This is a genomic window from Ensifer sp. GW101-20A05 (assembly GCF_059424735.1).
Genome location: NZ_JBWKZT010000005.1, coordinates 291042 through 313950, shown reverse-complemented (window position 1 = coordinate 313950; position 22909 = coordinate 291042). Strand labels below are relative to the sequence as shown.

Genomic DNA, 22909 nt, shown 5'->3' with positions numbered 1-22909 from the left:
TGTCGTTTGGCGCGGGATGCGAGCGGAAAACCGCTTTACACTTTTGCGCACCCCGCTACCGGATTATTCCTGGGTGATCGGGCGTGTCATCAATTGTTCGAGTGCGGTGCGGACATCGAGCTTGCCGTCGATAATCGCCGCCACCGCTTCGGTGATCGGCATCTCGACGCCGAGATCATGGGCGACGCGCGCGGCGACCGACGCGGCAAAGGCGCCTTCGACCAGCTCGCCCTTGCCCCCATCGGCGCGGCCGTTCTGGCCGAGCGCGATGCCGAAGCGCAAATTGCGCGACTGGTGGCTGGTGGCCGTCAACACGAGATCGCCGAGACCCGAGAGGCCGCGCACCGTGTCGGCCTCACCACCCTCGGCGGCAATGAAGCGCGACATCTCGGCAAGGCCGCGCGAGATCAGCGCTGCGCGGGCGGAATCGCCGAGACCCGCACCCTCGACGATGCCGCAGGCAATCGCCAGCACGTTCTTGAGCGCGCCGCCGAGCTGCACCCCGATGCGATCCTGCGACGGGTAGAGCCGGAAGGTCGGGCCTGAAAGCACCTCTGCCAGCATCGTCGCCGTTTGAGCATCGGCGGCAGCGATTACCATCGCAGTCGGCAGGCCCTTGGCGATATCTGCGGCGAAACCGGGACCCGAGAGCACGCCGATCGAACGACCGGGCAATTCCTCCGCCAGAACGTCGGTCAGCAACCGGCCGGTCGCTTGCTCCATGCCCTTGGCACAGGTGACGATCGTAGCGGCTGCATTGATCTGCGGGCCATATTGCCGCGCCGCATCACGGTGCGCCTGAGACGGCATGGCGAACAGCACGACTTCGGCTTCGGCGAGAACGGAGACATCCGCCGTATGTTTCAGCGCCGGCGGCAGATCGATGCCCGGCAGGGCATCCTCGTTGCGACCGGTATTGCGGCACGCTTCAGCAATCTCCTGCCGACGGGCGAGCAACGTCACGTCGCTGCCTGCCGCCGAGGCCGCAACCGCAGCCAAGGCAGTGCCAAAGGCGCCAGCGCCAACCACGACGATTTTCGGCCCGATCTTGGAGGTTTCGCTCATTCTTTATCCGTCACATTCTGGCATCATGCCTTGGCGCCGCGTTTGCCGGAGCCGAGCAGTGCCTGCGCTTGGGCGTCGAGCGGCCAGCGCGAGCGCGGCGCAACGTCGAGGCCATCGGCCACCATGCCCGCCGCCAGGCGCTCCGCACCGGCCCAGGCGATCATCGCGGCATTGTCAGTGCAAAGCGAAAGCGGCGGCGCGATAAAGTCGAAACCGGATTGAGCGCACAGGGTCTGCAGCGTCGAACGCAGCATCTGGTTCGCGGCAACGCCGCCGGCAACCACCAGGGCCGGACGCGCCACGCCCGCGTGTTCCGCCTTGAAGCGCTTCAGCCCGCGCCCGACGCGATCCTTCAGCGTGCGCGAGATCGCACGCTGGAAGGAAGCGCAGATATCCGCGATGTCCTGCTCCGTCACGGGCTCCAGCGATTGCGCCGCCTGGCGCACCGCCGTTTTCAGTCCCGAGAAGGAGAAATCGAGCCGGGCGTCACCGACGAGCGGGCGCGGAAAATCGAAACGCTGGGGATTGCCGGCGAGCGCCGCACGCTCGACCGCCGGACCACCCGGATAGGCAAGACCGAGCAGTTTCGCCGTCTTGTCGAAGGCCTCGCCAAGCGCATCGTCGATCGTCGTGCCCCAGCGCTCGTATTCGCCGACGCCCTTGACGAGGATAAGCTGCGTATGGCCGCCGGAGACGAGCAACATCAGATAGGGAAAGGAAAGTCCGTCCGTCAGCCGCGCCGTCAGCGCGTGGCCTTCGAGATGGTTGACGGCGTAGAGCGGCTTGCCGGTCGCGCGCGCGATCGCCTTGCCGGTCATCAGCCCGACGATCAGGCCGCCAATCAGACCGGGACCACTTGTCGCAGCGATCGCATCGATGTCGGCAAGCGTGACGCTGGCGCGCAGCAGCGCCTCCTCGATCAGCGTGTCGAGCGCTTCCACATGGGCGCGCGCGGCGATCTCCGGAACCACGCCGCCATAGGCGCTATGCTCTTCCAGCTGGCTCAGAACGACGTCGCCGAGAATGTGACCCTTGCCGTCGGAATCGCGCAAAATAACGGAAGCGGCGGTTTCGTCGCAGCTTGTTTCTATGCCGAGGATGCGCAGGGGCGGAGACATCAGAGTATACTCAAAGATTGCGGTCGCACCGAAAGGTGGGTACACGGAACTCCGGTAACAATGGATAGCCTTTGATGCAAACAAAACCTTTCCGGATCGGCACGCGCGGCAGTCCGCTGGCGCTCGCACAAGCCCATGAAACGCGCGATCGCCTCGCAGCGGCGCATGGTCTGGCGCCGGAAATGTTCGAGGTCGTCATTCTCTCGACCAAGGGCGACCGGATCACCGACCGCTCGCTCGCCGAGATCGGCGGCAAGGGCCTGTTCACCGAGGAGATCGAGCAGCAATTGCTGTCGGGCGAACTCGATTTCGCCGTGCATTCGTCCAAGGACATGCCGACGAAGCTGCCGGACGGGCTCTGTCTTTCCGCCTTCCTGCCGCGCGAGGACATTCGCGACGCCTTCATCGGCCGCACGGCACCGAAACTGATGGAACTGCCTGAAGGCTCCACTGTCGGTTCCTCGTCGCTGCGCCGCCAGGCGCTGATCCGCCGGCTGCGGCCGGATCTCCACGTCATCACCTATCGCGGCCAGGTGGAAACGCGGCTGAGAAAACTCGCCGAGGGCCAGGTCGATGCAACGCTGCTCGCCTATGCCGGGCTGAAGCGGCTCGGCATGACCGACGTTCCAACCGAACTGCTGGACCCGGCCGATTTCCCGCCGGCCCCGGCGCAAGGCGCGATCTGCATCGAAAGCCGGGTCGGCGACAGCCGCATCAACGACCTGCTCGCCGCCGTCGACGATCCGCGCACCCATGAGGCGGTTACCTGCGAGCGCGGCTTCCTCGCGACGCTCGACGGTTCCTGCCGCACGCCGATCGCCGGCCTCGCCACCTCGGATGGCACCCATCTCAGTTTTTCCGGCATGATCCTCACGCCCGATGGCCAGACCCATCATCGCGTCACGATCGAAGGCAAGGCCACCGACGCCGAAGCGCTCGGCAAAAAGGCGGGCGAGGAAATCCGCGCCAAGGCCGGCCCGGGCTTCTTTGCAAGCTGGACCTGAGCCGATGCGCGTGCTCGTCACCCGGCCGCTTCCCGCCGCCGAGGCGACTGCGCGTCGGCTGGAGGCTGCCGGCCACCAGCCGATCCTCCTGCCATTGATGCGGGCCATGCATCTGACCGCCGTTGCCGAAGCAGCGCTAGACATACCGTTTGCAGCCATTGTCTTGACCAGCGCCGAAGCGGTTCGGGTCCTCGCCGCTCTGGGCGGCGAAATGGAAAAGCATCTGAAAACCCCATGCTTCTGCGTCGGCGAGGCGACTGCGCGGGCAGCACGAGAACTTGGCTTCACCGATCTCCGCATCGGCGATGGCACCGGCGAAGCGCTGGCCGGGCTGATTGTTTCGGCCGTCGGCACCTTGCCGAAACAGCCGCTGCTCTACCTGACCGGCTCTCCGCGCTCCGATGGTCTCGAGGCCGCCCTCAGGCATCATGGCATCACTCATAGAACGGTAGAATGCTACCGCATGGAACCGATCGCACACCCGCCTGACACGCTACGGGATCTCGTGCAAACCGGCCGGCCCGACGCCGTTCTGCTCTATTCCCGCGAGACGGCTCGACGCCTGGCGGCATTGCTGCTGGAGGGCTGTCTGGACGCTGCGTCCTTCAGCCCGCGCTATCTCTGCCTGAGCGCTGCCGTCGCCGAGGCGCTGCCAAGCAACGTCATGGCGCAGATTGCCGCAAAGCCCGACGAAGAAAACCTTTTTAGTTTGATCTAAAATGGGATGAAGAAAAATGTTGGCGGTTTTCCGCCCGCATTCCACGTCACTCCAGGGCCGATTCAGCCAAAATCGAAACGGAGGGGCTTTCCCTCACCGTTCGGGCTGACTAGGTTTGGGAGAAGAGCCGACAGGAACCAACGGTAAGAGGTCACCATGGTATCGGAAAACCCGCCGCGCCGCTCGAAGTCCGAGAAGGAACCGCTGACGATCGACCTCGAAGCGGAAAAAACCGTTGCGGAACCGGCTGAGGCCGAAACAACCCGCGAGACGGTGACGGACGTGGCAAGCGAAAGTCCGACAAGCGACGCCAAGGCGGATGAGACGGCAACGGACAGCAGCGATGACAGCGCCGCCGGATCGCGCCTGGAAGAAGAGATCGAGGAGCAGCGTGCCGACGCGGCCGCAGCCGTCTTCGCCGAAGAACCGCCGCACGCGGCACAGGAGACGGAACCGGCGCCTCGACAGAAACCGGTGTCGAACTCCGGCGCGCTCGCCGCCGGTATCCTCGGTGGCCTTGTGACGCTGCTCGGCTTTGGCGGCCTGCAATATGCCGGCATCGTCCCCGGACTTGGCCCTGAGCGTGGCGTCGAGCAGAACATCTCCAGCGAACTGCAGGCACTGCGCGATCAGGTCGCAGCACTGCCCACGACCGCCGCAGTCGTCGACAACACGGCGCTCGAAGGCCGCATCGCCGCCCTCGAACAATCAGCCGCCCAACCCGGCACGAACGGCGCGCCGAGTGCCGAGGTCGAAACGCTGAAGGCGGAGATCGACAACCTTACCAAGGAACTAGCAGGGCTGAAGACGACACTCGCCGACGCCCAGCAGACGGCGACAACGGAGAAGGCGGAACTGACGAGCCGCATCGAATCCGCAGAGCAGAAACTCAACGAGCCGGTCAACGACATCCAGATGGCCAAGGCGGTCGCGGTCACCGCGCTGAAGTCGGCAATCGATCGCGGCGGCCCCTTCCTCGCCGAACTCGACGCGCTGCGCAGCATCGCACCGGACGAACAGGCCGTCGCCGCTCTGGCCCAGGACGCTCAGGTCGGCGTGCCGACCCGCTCCGATCTACGGCGCGAGTTCCCGAAGACGGCCGACGCCATGCTCGACGCCCTCAATCAACCCGATCCGAACGAGGGCATCTTCGACCGGCTGGTGTCCAGCGCCATGTCCGGCATTCGCGTACGCCCTGTCGGCAGCGTCGAGGGTGAAACGCCCGAAGCCGTCATTGCCCGCATCGAGGACAAGCTGAACAATGGCGATCTCAAGGGCGCTGCCCTGGAGTGGGATGGCCTGCCGGATGCCGCCAAACCGGCGGGCGAGGCCTTCAAGGCCAAGCTCGACCAGCGTCTGCGTGTCGAAGCCGCGATCGATGCCGCCGTCGCCGCGACGATGGCAAAGCCGGGCACAGAGGGCTAGAGCGGATGAGGAAAAGTGTATGCGGTTTTCCGCCCGCATCCCGCTCTAACTTATGGAAAACGATCATGTCTATGACTTTGGGTCGGCGACCCAAAATCATCGTGATCTGAGGGAACCAGATATGATCCGCATTCTGATTTTCATCCTGATCGTGCTTGGTCTCGGCCTCGGCTTCGCGTGGCTCGCGGACCGACCGGGTGAACTTTCGCTGGTCTGGCAAGGTCAGCTCATCGAGATGAGCCTGATGCGCGCCGCATCACTGCTGATTTCGCTGATCGCGGCCGTGCTGATCGCCGTCTGGCTGGTACGCACCATCTGGCTCTCGCCCCACACCGTCACCCGGTATTTCCGCGCCCGCAAGCGCGACCGTGGCTACCAGGCGCTTTCGACCGGCCTGATCGCTGCCGGCGCCGGCGACGCCAATCTTGCCCGCAAGATGACCGCCCGCACCCGCGGATTGATCAGCGCCGACCAGGAGCCGTTGATCCACCTGCTCGAAGCGCAAACCGCCCTCATCGAAGGCAAGTACGACGACGCGCGCCGCAAGTTCGAGCTGATGGCCGACGATCCGGAGACCCGCGAACTCGGGCTTCGCGGCCTCTACCTCGAAGCCAAGCGCCTCGGTGCCCACGAGGCCGCCCGGCAATATGCCGAACGCGCCGCCGAGAAAGCACCGCATCTGCCATGGGCGGCTCTCGCGACGCTCGACAGCCAGAGCCAGGCTGGGGAGTGGGACGATGCTCTGCGTCTTCTCGACAAGAGCCGCGCCGCCCATGTGGTCGAACGCAAGGAGGCCGACCGTAAGAGGGCGGTGCTCTTGACCGCCCGGGCGATCACAAAGCTCGACGGCGACGTGAAGGGTGCCCGCGACGATGCGCTTGCGGCACTGAAGCTCGACGAACATCTGGTGCCGGCGGCGCTGACGGCCGCCAAGGCGCTGTTTCGCGAGGACAACCTGCGCAAGGGGACCTCGATCCTGGAGAAAAACTGGAAGCACGAGCCTCACCCGGACGTGGCGCGGCTTTACGTGCGTGCCCGCGGCGGCGACACCGCCGTCGACCGGTTGAAGCGGGCGCGCAAACTTGAAGCCCTCAGGCCCAACAATGCCGTGGCGATGGCAGCTGTCGCCGAGGCCGCGCTCGAAGCGCGCGAACTGCTTCTGGCCCGCACCAAGGCGGAAGCCGCCGCCAGGCTCGATCCGACCGAGAGCGTCTTCCTGTTGCTCGCCGACATAGAAGAAGCCGACACCGGCGACGAGGGCCGCATCCGCCACTGGATGGCGCAGGCCCTGCGCAGCCCACGGGATCCGGCCTGGACTGCCGACGGCGTGACGTCGCCGACCTGGCTGCCGGTCTCGCCCGTCAGCGGACGGCTCGATGCGTTCGAATGGAAAGCGCCGCCGCATACGCTTTCGGCGACCGTCGACCACGACCAATCGAATGCCGACGAAGCGATCCGCAGTCTGCCGCCGGTGGCCGCGGAGCCGCGTGCGCATGAACCGGCCCCCGTAGCCCGCCGCAGCGAAGCGCCCGTCATCCTCGAGGCCGAACGGGAACCGCAACCGATCAAGGTCACGGAGCGCAAACCGTCCGAGCCGATCGCCGACAAGACTCCGGTCAAGAAGACGGAGAAGGAAGAGGTTACCAACGGCGAGCACATGCCTGATCCCTTCTTCGGCCGTCCGCCGGATGATCCCGGCGTGCGCGATCCAGCTACCGGCGAGAAGGCGCCGGAAAAGGCTAGTTTCCGACTGTTCTGAACTCTCAAGGGGCTGTGGCAGAATACATGTTTGAACGCTTACGGACGTTTCTCGACGGCCTGACCGGCCCGGCGACGCGGATAGAGCACGGCGATCCACGCGTGGCGGTCATCGCCCTCTGTTTCCAGGTCATGGAAGCCGACGGCCGGATCCTTGCGTCCGAACGGCGCAAGATGCGATCGGTCATCAAGCAACACTACAAGCTCGACGATGCCTCGCTTGCCGCGCTGATCGAAGCGGGCAAGACTGCCGAAAGCGAGGCGATCGATTACTACCAGTTCACCGCCGAGCTCAAGCGCCACCTCTCGGAGGAACAGCGCATCGAACTCGTCGGCATGCTCTGGGATATCGTCTATGCCGACGGCAAACGCAGCGAAATGGAAGACCACGTGATCTGGCGCATCGCCGATCTGCTCGCCGTCTCCGGGCGCGACCGGGTGTTGCAGCGGCAGGAGGCCGCAGCGAGAAGCGACACCGTCGAGGACGCCGAGCCGCAACAGGAAACCTGAAATGCCGATGCCGGACACAAGCGCGCGAAAACCAGTCTTGATCATCCTGCATCAGGAGCGGTCGAGTGCCGGCCGTGTCGGCCAGATTCTGGAGCAGAAGGGCTTTCGGCTCGACATCCGCCGGCCGGCCCTTGGCGATGACCTGCCGCCGACCCTGGAGCATCATAGCGGCACGATCATTTTTGGCGGTCCGATGAGCGCCAATGACGAGGAAGAGTTTGTCCGCCGCGAGATCGACTGGCTGTCCGTGCCGCTCAAGGAGAACAAGCCCTATCTCGGCATCTGCCTCGGCGCGCAGATGCTGGCGCGCAATCTCGGCGGCTCCGTGGCGCCGCATCACGAGGGCATGACCGAGATCGGCTGGTATCCGCTGATCGCAACCGATGCCGGCAAGGCGCTGATGGATTGGCCTGATATGGTTTACCATTTCCACCGCGAGGGTTTCGACCTACCTGCCGGAGCCGAGCTGCTCGCAACCGGTAACACCTACCCCAACCAAGCCTTCCGCTATGGCGACAATGCCTGGGGCATTCAGTTCCACGGCGAGCTGACACGCGCGATGATGCACCGCTGGGTCGTGCACGGCGCGCACCGCTTCGAGATGCCCGGTGCCCAGGTGGGCAAGGCGCATCTCGATGGCCGCATGCAGCATGACGGTCCACTGCGCACCTGGATGGAAAACTTCCTGGAACTGATCTTCCTGCGCGATGAGCGGCCGGAAGCAATTCCAGGAAGACCGTAAGACCCCATAGGAGCCCCCCTGGGGCGTGCGCCCTTACTTGTGGTGGTCGGGCACGTCGAGCGTGTCGATCTTGCGCAGTTGCGGGAAGCCGAGCGCCCAGAGCCCGGACACGAGCAGCGTGCCCATGCCGCCGAAGACCACCGCAAAGACGGCGCCGAAGCCGGATGCCATCATGCCGGCACGGAACTCGCCAAGCTCGTTCGACGCGCCGATGAACACCATGTTGACGGCGTTGACCCGGCCGCGCAGCTCGTCCGGCGTCCAGAGCGTGATCAGGATTTCGCGCACATAAACCGAGATCATATCGGCAGCGCCCATGACGATGAGCGCGGCGATCGATATCCAGGGCGTCGCCGAAAGACCGAAGACAACGGTACCGAGCCCGAAGAGTGCGACACCGGTGAACATGTAGAAACCGGCACGGTGGCGGATCGGATGCGCCGCGAGCCAGACCGCCATACTGACGGCACCGATACCCGGAGCGGCGCGCAAGAGGCCGAGACCCCAGGGACCGAGATCGAGGATGTCGCGGGCAAAGACCGGCATCAGCGCCACCGCACCGCCGAGCAGGACCGCGAAGAGATCGAGCGATATCGCGCCCAGAACCACCTTTTCGGCCTTGATGTAGCGGAAACCGGCGGTGATCGTCTCCCAGCTCTGGGCGGAGGCTTGCGTGCGGGTCGCGGGCCTCGGGATGGCAAAGACCATGAGCGCGGATGCCAGGAAGAAGCAGACGCCGACGGCATAGGGAACGACGGCGCCGAGCGCATAGATCAAGCCGCCGGCAACGGGGCCGACGATCATCGCCGTCTGCCAGGACGTGGAATTCCAGGCGATCGCATTGGGTAGGTCTTCGGGCGGCACAAGGTTGGGCGCCAGTGACTGGGACGCGGGCGCCAGGAAGGCGCGTTCGATGCCGAAGACGACTAGGATTGCATAGACCGGCCAGGGCGAAAACAATCCGGATACCGTCAGCAGCAGCAATGCCGTCGCGCAGAGCGTGCTGATGACCATGCAGATCCCCATGATCATGCGCCGGTTGTAGCGGTCTGCAGCCGCGCCAGTGACGAGGATCAGCACCAGTGACGGCAGAAACTGGAAGAGGCCGATCAGGCCGAGATCGAACGGGTCACGCGTAAGGTCATAGATCTGCCAGCCGACGGCGACCGAAATGATCTGGATCGCGAAGTACGCCAGGAAGCGCGAGAAGAAATAGCGGCGATAGCCGACATGCCGAAAGGCGGCAAAACGATGCGAGGCATGAACGGCGGACATGCGGAAGGGGCTCCTGCTGAGGCTCGGTTATCGTGCGGTCCCATGTTAAACATGATCGCGCCCGATAAACCGGCGTACTTGCTCGTTTAGGTCTCAATGTCTACATGTCTGTCAATAACGATTTGGAGACCGGCATGCTTGCTGTCATCGGCACCTTGAACTTCATCATCAACATCGCGTGGTTTCTGGTTATCGCGTCGGCCATCTTTTCCTGGCTCTACGCGTTCAACGTCATCAACGTGAACAACCAGGCGATCAACATGATCGGCCGCTCGCTCTATCAGCTGACGGAGCCGCTCTATCGCCCGATCCGCCGCGTGCTGCCCGACATGGGCGGCGTGGACCTGTCGCCCCTGGTGGTGCTGGTGATCCTCTATTTCATCCAGCTCTTCCTGAACACGACGGTCGCGCAGGCGCTGCTTGGCTGACGATGGCCAATCCGGCCTTCACCGCGCATGGCGACCACGTTCGCCTGACGGTACGCTTGACGCCGAACGGCGGCCGCGATGCCATTGATGGCTTGGAAGCGGCTGCCGACGGGGAAGAACATTTGAAAGTGCGCGTCAGCGCGGTTCCGGAAAAAGGCAAGGCCAACCAGGCGCTGATTGCCTTTCTTTCGAAGAAGCTCGGGCTTGCCAAGAGCAAGCTTTCCCTCATCTCAGGCGAAACGCAGCGCAAAAAAATCCTCCGGATCGATGGCGACCCGGAGGATTTGATAGAGCGACTTGCACAGTTGGTCGGCAAGTAAACTTACTTGGCGCCCTTGGCGCGCTCGACGGCTTCCTTGATCAGCTGCCTTGCGACGGAAGCATCCTTCCAACCAAAAATCTTCACCCACTTGCCGGGCTCCAGATCCTTGTAGTGCTCGAAGAAGTGCTCGATCTGCTTGAGCGTGATTTCCGGCAGGTCGGTGTATTCGTGCACCTTGTCGTAGCGCTGCGTCAGGTGAGCCGACGGAACCGCGATGATCTTTTCGTCCTGGCCGGAATTGTCTTCCATCATCATCACGCCGATCGGGCGGACATTGATGACGCAGCCCGGAACGAGAGGGCGGGTGTTGCAGATCAGAACGTCGATCGGATCGCCGTCGTCCGAGAGCGTGTGCGGCACAAAGCCGTAGTTACCCGGATAGGTCATCGGCGTGTAGAGGAAGCGGTCGACGACCAGCGTGCCGGCTTCCTTGTCCATCTCGTACTTGATCGGATGGCCGCCGACGGGAACTTCAACGATGACGTTGACATCTTCTGGTGGATTCTTTCCGATGGAAATCGCGTCGATGCGCATGGATCTACTCCAGGGTCAGTTTGAGAAGTTTGCCCCGTCGGATAAAGGGAAACATGCCGCGATGCAACATAACTTTCGTCCGAAATGCAGATTCAACCGGTCGTTTTGTCATCACCGAACGACCCGCATGATCGTCAAAATCTCGTTCGAGGGAGATCACGATGAACGGAAAGGTTGCATGCCTGTCGCTGGTCCTGTTGTCCGCCGGACCCGCGGTGGCCAATGAGAGCGTCTATGTCAACGTCAGCCGCGAAAAGTGCAAGACGATTAAAGAGGAGCCGGGCAGGTACTCCCTGATGACCTGCCCGGGCCATGGCGATTATCCGGCTCATTTCAAGGAGATGGATATCCGCCAGAGCTTCTCCTTCGGTCACCTCAACGAGCGCTACCGCAACGAGGCGTTCGAAACCTTCATCCCCTTCAACCACGCCGGCGCCACAGTGGAATGGCGCATCGTCAAAGGCGGCACCCCGGTCGCGACGATCCTGCGCTGGTTCATCGAGAACCCCGACCCGGCGACGGGAGCATCGGCACCTGCGCTTGAAGGGCAGGTTCTCGTCGTCTCCACGGTAGCCCAGAAGGACGACGGCAAGGGCTGCGTCGCCGGCTATGTCGATGCGCTCGCCAATCCCGATCCCAACGCGCTCGCCCGCAAGATCGCCGACGAGGTGGCGCCGACCTTCCGCTGTGGCGTCGACAAGGCGGTCTACCATGGCACGCAAGGCGACAAGGCAAGCGCACCACGCAACGAACTGCCGGAATAGCGGCTGATCTCAACCGGAAGCGGGAAAGCCTAGAGCGCCGTGCGTTCAAATGAACGCACAAAGGATGCTCTAGCACTTTGATTCTAGAGCATCTTTCCGCCTCCAGTGATTCCACTTGAGAGCGGGATGCTCTAGTTCCAGGCGAAGCCGACCTTCTTCAGATGCTTGTCGCCGAAATCTTCCATGCCTTCGGCGATGTCCGTGCCACCGGCGCCCTGGAAGAACTGGTAGGCGTGCTCACTATCCTCGAGGCACCAGACGACGAGGCCGCGGCAGCCGAGCGAACGCAGCAGGCTCTTGGCTTCGCCGAAGAGAATGCGCCCGAGACCGATGCCCTGATATTCCGGCCGGAGATAGATCTCGTAGATCTCGCCTTCCTGCGGCAGGGCCTTGGCGCGGCTGAGGCCGAGCGTGGCGTAGCCGGCAATGGTTCCGGCCACGTCGACGACGAGCAGCGTAGCAGGCCCGCGTGTCGCCTTGCGCCACCAGACCTCGTCGCGGCGGTTGACCATCTGAACCAGGGGACGGTGGGGGATGAGACCGCCATAGGCTTGCAGCCACGAAACGCGGTGCACATCGGCAATTGCCGACGCTTCCTGCGGCTCTCCGGGCCGAATCTCTATCGAAACAGTCTTCATGACTCGCGACTCTAAACGCACACAAGGCGAACAGGAATCCCGCCCGGTTGCCGGCCAGCGTTAACCCACAGGCAACTTTAACGGCACCCTATGGAAGGTTAACGCCTTTTTAACTTTATCCGCAAGTCGCCCATCCGTGGCACACACAGCAAAAAACCCCGGATCGCTCCGGGGTTTTTTCAGGCTCGGTAATGTCAGAAGCTTAAGCCGCGCCGGCGGTGCGGGCCTTCTCGAAGCGCTTGCGATCGTTCGGGTCGAGATGCAGCTTGCGCAGACGGATCGACTTCGGCGTGACTTCGACGAGTTCGTCGTCCTGGATCCAGGAGAGCGCGCGCTCCAGCGTCATGCGGATCGGCGGCGTCAGGCGAACAGCTTCGTCCTTGCCGGCAGCGCGCATGTTGGTGAGCTTCTTGCCCTTGAGAACGTTCACTTCCAGATCGTTGTCGCGGGTGTGGATGCCGATGATCATGCCGGCATAGACCTTCTCGCCGGCCTCGATGATCATCGGGCCGCGGTCTTCCAGGTTGAACATCGCATAGGCAACCGATTCACCGGCATCGTTCGACAGGAGAACGCCGTTGACGCGACCACCGATCTCGCCCTTGTAAGGCTGGTAGGCGTGGAACAGGCGGTTCATGATCGCCGTGCCGCGCGTGTCGGTCAGTAGTTCCGACTGGTAACCGATGAGGCCGCGGGTCGGAGCGAAGAACACCAGACGGACGCGGTTGCCGCCGGACGGACGCAGTTCGACCATCTCGGCCTTGCGCTCCGACATCTTCTGAACGACGACGCCGGAGTGCTCCTCGTCAACGTCGATGACGACTTCCTCGATCGGCTCGAGCAGCTGGCCATTGTCGTCCTTGTGCATGACGACGCGCGGACGCGACACGGCAAGCTCGAAGCCTTCGCGGCGCATGGTTTCGATCAGAACCGCGAGCTGCAATTCGCCGCGACCGGAGACGAAGAACGAATCCTTTTCCGAAGATTCCTCGATCTTCAGCGCAACGTTGCCTTCGGCTTCCTTGAACAGACGGTCGCGGATGACGCGGCTCGTGACCTTGTCGCCTTCGGTGCCGGCAAGCGGGCTGTCGTTGACGATGAACGACATGGTAACGGTCGGCGGGTCGATCGGCTGTGCCGTCAGCGCTTCCGTGACCGACGGATCGCAGAAGGTGTCGGCGACGGTGCCCTTGGTCAGGCCGGCGATCGCGACGATGTCGCCCGCCTGTGCTTCTTCGATCGGCTGACGCTCGATGCCGCGGAAGGCGAGGATCTTGGAGATACGGCCGGTTTCAAGCAGCTTGCCATCCTGGCCGAGAACCTTGACGGCCTGGTTCGGCTTGACGGAGCCGGAATAAACGCGGCCGGTGATGATGCGGCCAAGGAAGGGGTTGGCTTCGAGAATCGTGCCGATCATGCGGAACGGGCCTTCGGCAACCGTCGGCTCCGGTACGTGCTGCAGCACGAGGTCGAGAAGCGGCGCCATGCCCTGGTCCTTCGGACCTTCCGGGTTGACGTTCATCCAGCCATCGCGGCCCGAACCGTAGAGGATCGGGAAGTCGAGCTGCTCGTCGGAGGCGTCGAGGTTGGCAAAGAGGTCGAAGACTTCGTTGATGACTTCTTCGTGGCGACCGTCCGGACGGTCGATCTTGTTGATCGCGACGATCGGCTTCAGGCCGACCTTCAGCGCCTTGCCGACGACGAACTTCGTCTGCGGCATCGGACCTTCGGAAGCGTCGACGAGAACGATGGCACCGTCCACCATCGACAGGATGCGCTCGACTTCACCGCCGAAGTCGGCGTGGCCGGGGGTGTCGACGATGTTGATGCGCACGCCCTTCCACTCGACCGAGGTCGCCTTGGCGAGAATGGTGATGCCGCGCTCTTTTTCGATGTCGTTGGAGTCCATGACGCGTTCGGCAACGCGCTGGTTTTCGCGGAACGAGCCCGACTGCTTCAGGAGCTCGTCAACAAGGGTCGTTTTCCCATGGTCAACGTGCGCGATAATCGCGATGTTACGAATGCTCATTTTTCGTCTCGGAGGTTCAGGGCAAGCCCCGATGGGCCACGCCGCTTTTTCAATGGTCGCGCTCATACAGGTTTTTTTGCGATTGCGAAAGGGGGCGCGCGCATCAGTGCCGCGGTCAAATGCCGGTAGGCCATGGGTTTGCAACCGCCAGGGGTCTCGCGTGAGGGGTTTGGAAAGCTGTTGGCCGCGACCAGATTCGTCATGCAATCGCGGCCGGATCGAGCGTCACGCGCCACAGTTCCTGGTCCTGCCGGTCCATCAGCCGCACGGTCATCTGCTGCGTCTGACCGTTGATATCGACGATGCCGAAGAACTGTAAGCCGGCCGATGGCGGCAGGTTACTGTCGATGCCGCCGCCCGACGCCTTGATGAAGCGGACCTCCGGCCCGAAGGTCATGTCGAGTTCCTTCGGCCCATAGGTGCCGGAATGAAGCGGCCCCGACACGAACTCCCAGAAAGGCGTGAATTCCTTGAACGCGGCACGCGTGGGATCGTAGTGATGCGCGGCGGTATAATGTACGTCCGCCGTCAGCCAGACGAGGTTGTCGATGCCGTTGTCGCGGATGAAGCGCAGGAGATCGGCAAACTCCGGCTCGCGCCCCGAAGGTAGGCCGTTGTCGCCATTGGCGATGGCGTCGGAGCCGCGCTTATTCGTGTAGTCGTCCCAGACCACGAGCCCGATCGGCATGTCGCAGGCAATCACCTTCCAGACCGCGCGCGAAGCGGCAAGCTCGCGCTTCAGCCAATCCGCCTGCCGCCAGCCGAACAGCGCGCCGCCGCCGTCTTCGCCCTGGTTGGCGCCGCGATAGGAGCGCAGGTCGACGAAGAACACATCTAGCAGCGGCCCATAGCCGACCTTGCGGAAGATGCGGCCGGGCTGCGTCGCGACGTTGCGTATCGGCGTCATCTCGTGGAACGCGCGGGCTGCCCGTTCCGCGTAGACGGCGACGTCCTTTTCCGGATAGCGGGCATCGTCGCGAAGGTCGGTCGAAGCCGACCAGTTGTTCAAGACCTCATGATCGTCCCATTGATAAAAGGTGGGACAGACGGCATTCAGCTGCCGCACATGATCGTCGAGCAGATTGTATTTCCATTGCCCGCGATATTCCTCGAGCGTTCGCGCCACGTCACGCTTTTCATGGGTCACCACCCGGTTCTTCCAGACGCCGCCGTCGCGCAGCTGGATCTCGTCAGGAATAGGATTGTCGGCATAGATCGTATCGCCGGAATGGATGAAAAAATCCGGCTCATGCAGCCGCATGGTCGAATAGGTCTTCATGCCGACATCATCGATTCCCCAGCCCTGGCCGGCGGTATCGCCGGACCAGACGAAGCGGACCGAGCGCTTGCGCAAGGGTGCTGTGCGAAACCGGCCGGTGACCGGTTCGGAGACCCGGTTGACATCATAAAGATCGGTGGCGGTGAACCGGTAGAAGATGTCCTGGTCCGGCAGCAATCCGTCGAGCGAACACTTGATCGCACAATCCGTCTGCGGCGTCGCTGTGAGATCGGCAAGGCGAACCGGATTGGAGAAGCTCTCGGTGGTCGAATACTCGACCGACACCTTCGACGGTCGATCCACCCGCGTCCAGATCATGCCGGAGGACGTATCGACATCGCCCGATTGCACGCCATGTATGAACTCCGGCCGGCCGTAGCCTCTCGCATAGAAGGGTGTCGCAAGACCGGACGAAGCCACGAAGCCCGCGGCACCAGCGGAAAGCAGAAAAGAACGCCGGGAAAGCGTCTTGAGGATATCGGCCAAACAGACCTCCGATTCGGCAGCGCGACCGCGCGTACCGGACCTTTGGTCATACCGATGTCAGCGGCGTAACAACGGCATGAAACTATTTGAACGGTTTGGCGACAGTTCAGTGAAGGTAGGGGCACTTCGCTCTGCATCGGAGCAATGGCTTTCGCTGCCAATGCTGCTATCAAAGTAGATAGCTCGGCAGCTTTCGCGAATCCGGGCAATGATCCCGCCTCATGCCGCCGCGCGGCGACACCGAAATCGACAGGTCATCATCGTGTCTCACTTTGCCAACACGCCCGCCCGCGATCGACTGGAACAGATCCTGAGCCGGCTCAACGATCGCCGGCACGAAGAAAAAGCCTTCGTGCGCCTCTATGCGGAACGTGCCCGCGCGGAAGCTGATGCCGCCGACCGCCGGCGGCAAGGCGGCGCGAGCCTTGGTGCGCTCGACGGCAAGATCGTTTCGATCAAGGATCTCTTCGACGTGGCGGGCGAGCAAACGCTTGCCGGTTCCATCATCCGTCGCGATGCGGCACCGGCCCAAAGAGACGCGCTCGTCGTCCAGCGGCTGCGCGCCGCGGGTGCCGTAATCATCGGCAAGACCCACATGACCGAGTTCGCCTTCACCGCGGTCGGCCTCAACCCGCACTATCCGGTGCCCGGAAACGCCACCGACCAGCGGCTCATCCCCGGCGGCTCGTCTTCCGGTGCCGGGGTTTCGGCGGCCGAAGGCACCTGCGACATCGCCATCGGTTCCGACACCGGCGGCTCGATACGAATCCCCGCAGCGCTCAACGGCATCGTCGGCTTCAAACCGACGGCCAGCCGCGTTCCGCTCGATGGTTCCTTTCCGCTGTCGCCGAGCCTCGATTCGCTCGGGCCGCTCGCCCGAACCGTTGCCGATTGCGCGATAACAGACGCCGTGATGGCCGGTGAGCAACCGATACCGCCTGTCGCCCGCCCGATTGCAGGACTTCGCATCGGTATTCCCCGGGGAAGGCTGCTCGAAGAGCTCTCGCCCGAAATCGCCAATGCCTTTGCCGCAAGCCTCGACCGGCTGGCCAAGGCGGGCGCCGAGATCGTCGACTGTACACTCGATGACTTGATTGAGCGGCTTGCCGAAGCAACGCGAATCGGCTCGATCGCCGGCCTGGAAGCAAGCCGCATCCATGCCGGCTGGCTAAATGACGATGGTGCTCCCGTCGATGACAGGGTCAAGCTCCCGCTTCGCCGCCGCCTCACCGTACCGGATGCAGCCATCTCGGCCCTGTTGGAAACTCGGCGCGCACTCGCCGCCGCCATGGACGAGCGGCTTTCGCCCTTCGATCTCATCGCACTGCCGACGACACCGATCGCCGCCGTGCCGATCGCCAGCGTCGAAACGGACGTGGCGGAATACAACCGCGTCGAGGGACTGCTCCTACGCAATTGCCAGGTTGCCAACCAGTTCGATCTCAACGCCATCACCCTGCCGATGCCGGGTCTCGTGCGGCCGGCCGGACTGATGCTGGTTGGGCGAAACGGAACCGATGCGACCGTACTGGCCTCAGCCCTTTCGGCCGAGGCGCTGCTTCAGGAAAATTGAGCGTCGCCCGATGGTCATCGAATGAAACACCGGCCTGTAAACAGGCCGGTTCAGCAGTCGCTGTCGATAAGGACATCGAGCGGGCACGAATCCCGTCGAAATCGGACCCCGCAACGCCCTGTTCTCTACGGCCGATCGCTCGCGCCTTGATGCGCCAAGCATGCCGAGTGAAGTGCGCGCCGATTTTGCGACAGCGATATGCGATGAAGCAGAATTGATCGCGGCGCGCTTTAGCGTGAGCGCTTCAAGGCCCGAAGGATCAGCCAGACGGGTACGCCGATGATCAGCAGCGCCATGACCATATGCCAGATAGAAAATGTCATGCTCATACGCCTCCCCTAGCGCTGGCGATAAGCGGCCGCGAACTCTCCCGAAATCCGACGCGTCGCCGATTGGAACCCGGCCAGAATAGGATATCCATGATTCGATTCGCAACCGATGGTGGATTACGTTCCAAGAATTTCGTGGAGGAGACACGCTCCGCTCAATGCATCGTTTCGCCGGAGATCTCGTCGCGGAGGATGCGGAACGCATCTTCAAGCGCGGCGACCAGGACATCGGTCAGTTCGTCGCCGTCATTGTTCGCGAGATAGAGGGCAACCATCGAATCGGATGGGTCGCGGTAATGCTCGATATCGTTTGACATATCATTGTCCTTCATTCGCCGTGTCACATCCCGGCCATTGAGGTGACGATAGGCAAAGGGACTTGCGTAAAGCTGGACGCATGATGTGCGAGGAAGGGCACTCTGCACGCAGCTGCGCGTTATACTCATGTGCTCCCTAACGGGATCGACCTCCAAAGGATAGAGGATAGCGACCTATTTCGCTCGCGCCCGGCGCGCGAGCGCGCTAGAGCATGTCGCGGACGAACGACGCGGGAACGAGCATGTCGAAAAAAATCAAGCGCGACGAAACCGTTGACGTGCAGCGCCTGAAGCTCGATTTCCCTGATATTCATGCGGACCTGCTGGCCGGCCGCATCCCATCGCTGCGCAAGGCGCTTGTTGCGGCAGGGCTCAAGGACGAGCGCACCCGCCTCGACAAACTCAAGAATTCCTGGACCAAGGCAAGCCCCGCCGAGCGTGAGACTTTCCTGAAGTGGCTGAGCAGCAATGGCGCCGTGGAAATGGCCTCCGCACAAGCAGAAAACGATCCGCCGCTCGTGGCGCACCAAGCCGCGGCGATTGCCAGCGGTCGCTATCTCCTTCCTGAAACGATCGCCGAAATCCGCACCATCATGAACCGCCGCCGGATGCGCGCGAACGACATCATGGCCCAGATGGGTTTTGCAGGCGACGACATGTCCCTCACCCGCGCTTTGTCCAAGGGCGCAAGCCTGCGACTGTCCGTCATCGCCGCGCTGGAAACCTGGCTCCGCAACAACGCAGCGGATTGAGTCCGCCGGGCGATTTCGCACCTCCGGCGTCACCCTCCTCCGCCGGTCCCGACCCGCTTTTCGAGCGCAACGGTCGTGGCCGCGTTCAATGTAAGAAAATTACAACCTAAAACTGAGCCGATCCTTGAAAGCACAAAAGCGGTGCTTTATGTAATTACTCATGGCTCAGAGCAACCACACGTCGATCTTGTGCTACGACCTCGCGCCTGACGAGGAGGCCAGACACGCGCTGGAGGAAACCTTCGTCGCCTACGCCAATATGCTCGCAATGCTCGATGAACTGGCCGGTGAAAAGGCGGGGGCCAACCTCGTAACCCTGCACGAGCTTGCCTACGAAACGGTCCGCGAGCGTACGGGGCTTCCGGCACGGATGGTCACGCTCGGACTGCGCGACTTCGCGGCGAACCGGGGACAGGCGGCCAACGCCGAAAGGCTGCCGCTGGACGACAAGCTTTTTGCAATCAAGGGACCGTCGGATCTGACCGTCGCCACCGTGCGCGGTCGCGTCGCCATCCCCTACGATGTCGCCGGCTATTCGCCCGGCACCTTGAATATCTTCGCCGCCCAGCTCGTTGCACAAGACGGCGGCTATCAGATCCACATCGGCGTCACCACGCATTCCGACCGAACGGAGAAGAAAATGATGACGAATGAAGGCATCCTATCGCGCATGGGCCGCTTGATCGCCGGTCTCGCCAATGCCGCCGTCGACAAGGCGGAAGGCAGCAACAAGATCGTGATCGTCGAACAGGCGCTCCGCGAAATCGACGCCGCCGCCGAAGAAGCCCGGGTCGATATCGGACAGGCGCGTGCCGAGGAATACCGCATCCTCAGCCGCCGCGACGAAATCGGCGCTGATCTCACGAAACTGGACGAAAAGATCCGGACCGCGATCTCCGCCGCCCGAGAGGACCTCGCCAAGGCCGGCGTCGCACGCCAGATCGATCTGGAATCGCAGCTTGCCGCTCTGGACAAGGCGCTGGCCGGCGCCCGCACCGATCTCGAAGAGGGCCAGCAGGCGCTCCAGGCGGTCCTCGCCACCCGCCGCGAAGCCGAAGCGCGGCTCGCCGATCTCAAGCGCAGCATCGCCCAGTTCCCCGAGAGCAAGGCATCCAGCCTGGCCAAGCCGAGCCCGGTGGAAGGCGCGGCCCGCGCCGCCGCCGCCGTCTCCCGCGCTACGGGCGTGCCGGGTGGAGAACAAGGAAGCAGCGCCGAGCTGGACGAACTCGACCGCCTGCATCGCGACCGGGCGATCGAGGCGAGGCTGGCCGCGCTCAAGGCAAGGCAGCACTGACGCCCATGCTGTTTTTCCTCGCCCCGGAATCCCTGCCATTCGCGGTTGCGGCGGTGATGCTGGCCGCCTTCACCGGCATCGAGATCCTCTGCCTGCTGCTCGGCTTTTCGCTGGGCGAGGCGATCGACAAGGCCTGGCTGGACGACCACAACGCGCTGGGCGGACTGATGTCCTGGTTCAATGTCGGCGGCGTGCCGCTGCTTGTTCTGCTGATGCTTTTCCTCGGCCTCTTCGCCATGTCCGGGTTTGTCATTCAGGCGGTGGCAGGAGCCCTGTGGGCGCCGCTGCCGGCGCTTGCCGCGGCCCTGCCGGCGCTCGCCTTCTCGCTACCCGCAGTTCGCGCGTCGAGCCGGTGGGTGGCGAAGATCGTCCCGCGTGACGAAAGCTATGTCGTCGACCTCGGCGATTTCGTCGGCCGCAGCGGCGAAGTCACTGTCGGTCCGCTGGACCAGGGCCTGCCGGGACGCATCCGCCTCAAGGATCGCCACGGCAACTGGCACGTACTGCGCGCGCGGGCCGCCCGCAACGAGCAGCCGATCGCCATCGGCGCGCAGGTGCTGATCGTTGATCGCGCATCAGACATTTTTATTGCGATATCCGCGCCGTCGGACCTGCTGACGCCGCCAAACCCTTAATCCTTCCTCATCGGAGCAACCATGTTTTACGAACTCTTGGTGCCGGCCGGCATCGGCATCGTCCTGATCCTCGGCATCGGCTTTGTTCTTGCATCGCTCTATACCCGCTCGAGCCGCGATGAAGCCTATGTGCGCACCGGCCTCGGCGGCCAGAAGGTGGTCCTCGACGGAGGCTCCATCGTGCTGCCGATCTTCCACTCGATCGCCCGCGTCAACTTGAAAACGCTCCGCCTCGAGGTCCGCCGCGGCGAAGGCGACGCGCTGATCACCAAGGATCGTATGCGCGTCGATATCGGCGCGGAATTCTATGTCCGCGTCAAACCCGATGCCTCCTCGATCGCGCTTGCGGCCCAGACGCTCGGCGACCGCACCAATGACGCGGAGCAACTGCGCGTGCTGATCGAGGCGAAGTTCGTCGACGGCCTGCGCTCGGTTGCCGCCACCATGAGCCTCGACGCGCTGCAGGAGCAGCGCATGGATTTCGTCAAGGCGGTGCAGGAGGCGGTCGGCGCCGACCTGCAGTCGAACGGTCTCGAGCTCGAATCCGTTTCGCTGACCCGCCTCGACCAGACGGATATCAAGCATTTCAACGCCAACAACTTCTTCGACGCCCATGGCCTGGCGGCGCTGACCCGCATCACCGAGGGCCGCAAGAAGGAGCGCAACGAGATCGTCCGCGACACCGAAGTCGCCATCGCCCAGAAGGACCTGGAAGCCCGCCAGCAGTCGCTGGCGATCGAGCGCACCAAGCGCGAGGCGGAACTGAACCAGGAGCGCGACATCGCCAACAAGTCGGCCGCCACCCGGGCCGAAACCGCGCAGCAGGAGCAGGCCGCCAAGCGCGCGGAAGAAGAAGCCCGCATTGCCACCGAACAGGCGATTGCCGAGCGCGAGGCGACCGCCAAGCAGGTTCGTGAAAGCGCCAACATCGACGCGACCCGGTCTGTCCAGCAGCGCGACACGGAAGCCAAGCGCGATCTGCAGATCGTCTCTCAGGAAAGCGCCATCGCCGTCGCCAACAAGAGCCGCGAGGAATCGGAAGCCAAGGCCAAGGCCGAAAACGCCCGTGCCCTAGCGATTGCCGCAGAAGAAAAGGTCGAAACCGCAAAGGCCGTGGAAATCGCCGAACGCGAACGCCAGATCGCCGTCATCGACGCCCGCAAGAACGCCGAAACCGAAGCAACGGCCGTGACCGTTGGCGCCGAAGCCGAAAAGCAGGCGGCCCTCGACCAGGCCGATGCGATCAAGACGCTCGCCACCGCCGAAGCCGAAGCGGCCATCATCAAGGCCAAGGGCGTGCTCGAAACCGGCAAGGCCGCGGCCGAAAGCGAGGCCCTGCTCAACGAAGCCCGCAACAAGCTGAGCTCCGCCATCATCGAGTTCGAGATCCTACGCGAGCGCATCCGCATCATTCCCGAAGCGCTGGCTGAAGCGGTCAAGCCGATCGAGAAGATCTCCGACATCCGCATCTTCGACACCGGCGGCATGCTCGGCCGCGGTGCAGGCGGCGAAGGCGCCAAGAACGGCATCGGCCTCGGCGACGGCCTTGCGGGCCAGCTACTCGCCTATCAGGCCAACAAACCGGTCCTCGACCAGCTGCTGAAGGAGGCCGGCTTCAACGGCGAAAACGCCATTTCCTCGCTGCTCGGCGACCTACAGGCCCCGGCACCTGCGGAGAAAGCACCGAAGAAGTAAGGCAAGACTGACAAGATCCCTGACCCCTTGTGGGGCCGGGGATCCGACTGTGAGCAGTCACCGACGCTGCCGCTCCGACCGGGAAATCCGGCCTACGAGCTGGAGAACGTCCGCCCGCCTCGCTCCCTTTTTGGCGACAGGCCATGGGTCGGTCAAAATGCGGGCGCACCGTGGCGCGTGTTGCTTGCCCCGAGCGCCGCCGTTTCCGCAAGTTGCCGT

At 63.4% G+C, this 22909-nt stretch carries 22 protein-coding genes; 14 read left to right on the top strand and 8 right to left on the bottom strand.

What is annotated here, in order from left to right:
* Positions 1–63: 63 nt before the first annotated feature.
* Positions 64–1065 (bottom strand): NAD(P)H-dependent glycerol-3-phosphate dehydrogenase, encoded by a 1002-nt coding sequence (locus tag AC070A_RS15905; protein WP_112995690.1) that lies wholly within the window; start codon positions 1063–1065, stop codon positions 64–66.
* Between the two features lie 23 nt (positions 1066–1088).
* Positions 1089–2183, bottom strand: coding sequence for a tRNA (adenosine(37)-N6)-threonylcarbamoyltransferase complex transferase subunit TsaD (gene tsaD / locus AC070A_RS15900; RefSeq protein WP_112995689.1), 1095 nt, complete (start codon positions 2181–2183; stop codon positions 1089–1091).
* 74 nt (positions 2184–2257) lie between these two features.
* Here tsaD and hemC point away from each other — a divergent pair, with 74 nt between their 5' ends.
* The 6 genes from hemC (at position 2258) to AC070A_RS15870 (ending at position 8340) form a co-directional block, all read left to right on the top strand.
* The gene (gene hemC / locus AC070A_RS15895) at positions 2258–3187 is read left to right on the top strand and encodes a hydroxymethylbilane synthase (RefSeq protein WP_113736949.1); all 930 of its coding nucleotides are present in this window, start codon (positions 2258–2260) and stop codon (positions 3185–3187) included.
* Between the two features lie 4 nt (positions 3188–3191).
* A complete protein-coding gene (locus tag AC070A_RS15890; protein WP_113132358.1) occupies positions 3192–3905 on the top strand; it encodes a uroporphyrinogen-III synthase in 714 nt (237 codons plus the stop codon).
* Between the two features lie 156 nt (positions 3906–4061).
* A complete protein-coding gene (locus tag AC070A_RS15885; protein ID WP_112995686.1) occupies positions 4062–5330 on the top strand; it encodes a COG4223 family protein in 1269 nt (422 codons plus the stop codon).
* A 121-nt stretch (positions 5331–5451) separates the two neighbouring features.
* Positions 5452–7089: a heme biosynthesis protein HemY gene (locus tag AC070A_RS15880; protein ID WP_112995685.1), complete on the top strand. Its 1638-nt coding sequence runs from the start codon at positions 5452–5454 to the stop codon at positions 7087–7089.
* A 26-nt stretch (positions 7090–7115) separates the two neighbouring features.
* The gene (locus tag AC070A_RS15875) at positions 7116–7598 is read left to right on the top strand and encodes a tellurite resistance TerB family protein (RefSeq protein WP_057254984.1); all 483 of its coding nucleotides are present in this window, start codon (positions 7116–7118) and stop codon (positions 7596–7598) included.
* A gap of 1 nt (position 7599) precedes the next feature.
* The gene (locus AC070A_RS15870) at positions 7600–8340 is read left to right on the top strand and encodes a glutamine amidotransferase (protein ID WP_058321716.1); all 741 of its coding nucleotides are present in this window, start codon (positions 7600–7602) and stop codon (positions 8338–8340) included.
* Positions 8341–8373: 33 nt separating this feature from the next.
* Here AC070A_RS15870 and AC070A_RS15865 read toward each other — a convergent pair whose 3' ends face one another.
* Positions 8374–9615 carry an MFS transporter gene (locus AC070A_RS15865; RefSeq protein ID WP_058325708.1) on the bottom strand — a complete coding sequence of 414 codons (1242 nt, stop codon included), beginning with the start codon at positions 9613–9615 and terminating at the stop codon, positions 8374–8376.
* A 134-nt stretch (positions 9616–9749) separates the two neighbouring features.
* On the opposite strand from AC070A_RS15865, the gene AC070A_RS15860 reads away from it, so the two are divergent.
* Both AC070A_RS15860 and AC070A_RS15855 read left to right on the top strand, forming a co-directional pair.
* On the top strand, positions 9750–10043 hold the full coding sequence (locus tag AC070A_RS15860; protein WP_093233116.1) for a YggT family protein: 294 nt from the start codon (positions 9750–9752) through the stop codon (positions 10041–10043).
* A gap of 2 nt (positions 10044–10045) precedes the next feature.
* Positions 10046–10363: a DUF167 domain-containing protein gene (locus AC070A_RS15855; protein WP_057254980.1), complete on the top strand. Its 318-nt coding sequence runs from the start codon at positions 10046–10048 to the stop codon at positions 10361–10363.
* Between the two features lie 2 nt (positions 10364–10365).
* Here the strand turns inward: AC070A_RS15855 and ppa are convergent, their stop codons facing one another.
* A complete protein-coding gene (gene ppa, locus AC070A_RS15850) occupies positions 10366–10899 on the bottom strand; it encodes an inorganic diphosphatase (RefSeq protein WP_057254979.1) in 534 nt (177 codons plus the stop codon).
* Positions 10900–11060: 161 nt separating this feature from the next.
* On the opposite strand from ppa, the gene AC070A_RS15845 reads away from it, so the two are divergent.
* Positions 11061–11663 (top strand): hypothetical protein, encoded by a 603-nt coding sequence (locus AC070A_RS15845; protein WP_057254978.1) that lies wholly within the window; start codon positions 11061–11063, stop codon positions 11661–11663.
* 131 nt (positions 11664–11794) lie between these two features.
* Here the strand turns inward: AC070A_RS15845 and AC070A_RS15840 are convergent, their stop codons facing one another.
* The 3 genes from AC070A_RS15840 to AC070A_RS15830 form a co-directional block, all read right to left on the bottom strand.
* The gene (locus AC070A_RS15840) at positions 11795–12301 is read right to left on the bottom strand and encodes a GNAT family N-acetyltransferase (RefSeq protein WP_057254977.1); all 507 of its coding nucleotides are present in this window, start codon (positions 12299–12301) and stop codon (positions 11795–11797) included.
* A gap of 202 nt (positions 12302–12503) precedes the next feature.
* On the bottom strand, positions 12504–14330 hold the full coding sequence (gene typA, locus AC070A_RS15835; RefSeq protein ID WP_058325711.1) for a translational GTPase TypA: 1827 nt from the start codon (positions 14328–14330) through the stop codon (positions 12504–12506).
* Positions 14331–14529: 199 nt separating this feature from the next.
* Entirely contained in the window at positions 14530–16095 is a 1566-nt protein-coding gene (locus AC070A_RS15830; RefSeq protein WP_112995683.1) for an alkaline phosphatase D family protein, read from the bottom strand.
* A 262-nt stretch (positions 16096–16357) separates the two neighbouring features.
* Between AC070A_RS15830 and AC070A_RS15825 the strand changes: the two genes are divergently transcribed.
* On the top strand, positions 16358–17668 hold the full coding sequence (locus tag AC070A_RS15825; RefSeq protein WP_058325751.1) for an amidase: 1311 nt from the start codon (positions 16358–16360) through the stop codon (positions 17666–17668).
* A gap of 484 nt (positions 17669–18152) precedes the next feature.
* Here the strand turns inward: AC070A_RS15825 and AC070A_RS15820 are convergent, their stop codons facing one another.
* Positions 18153–18314 carry a hypothetical protein gene (locus AC070A_RS15820; RefSeq protein ID WP_192495158.1) on the bottom strand — a complete coding sequence of 54 codons (162 nt, stop codon included), beginning with the start codon at positions 18312–18314 and terminating at the stop codon, positions 18153–18155.
* Positions 18315–18556: 242 nt separating this feature from the next.
* Between AC070A_RS15820 and AC070A_RS15815 the strand changes: the two genes are divergently transcribed.
* From AC070A_RS15815 to AC070A_RS15800, 4 genes are all read left to right on the top strand, one after another.
* Entirely contained in the window at positions 18557–19066 is a 510-nt protein-coding gene (locus AC070A_RS15815) for a hypothetical protein (protein ID WP_112995682.1), read from the top strand.
* Between the two features lie 160 nt (positions 19067–19226).
* Positions 19227–20360 carry a PspA/IM30 family protein gene (locus AC070A_RS15810; protein ID WP_112995681.1) on the top strand — a complete coding sequence of 378 codons (1134 nt, stop codon included), beginning with the start codon at positions 19227–19229 and terminating at the stop codon, positions 20358–20360.
* Between the two features lie 5 nt (positions 20361–20365).
* Positions 20366–20995 (top strand): OB-fold-containig protein, encoded by a 630-nt coding sequence (locus AC070A_RS15805; protein WP_112995680.1) that lies wholly within the window; start codon positions 20366–20368, stop codon positions 20993–20995.
* A 21-nt stretch (positions 20996–21016) separates the two neighbouring features.
* The gene (locus AC070A_RS15800) at positions 21017–22690 is read left to right on the top strand and encodes a flotillin family protein (RefSeq protein ID WP_113132356.1); all 1674 of its coding nucleotides are present in this window, start codon (positions 21017–21019) and stop codon (positions 22688–22690) included.
* The last annotated feature ends 219 nt before the right edge of the window (positions 22691–22909 follow it).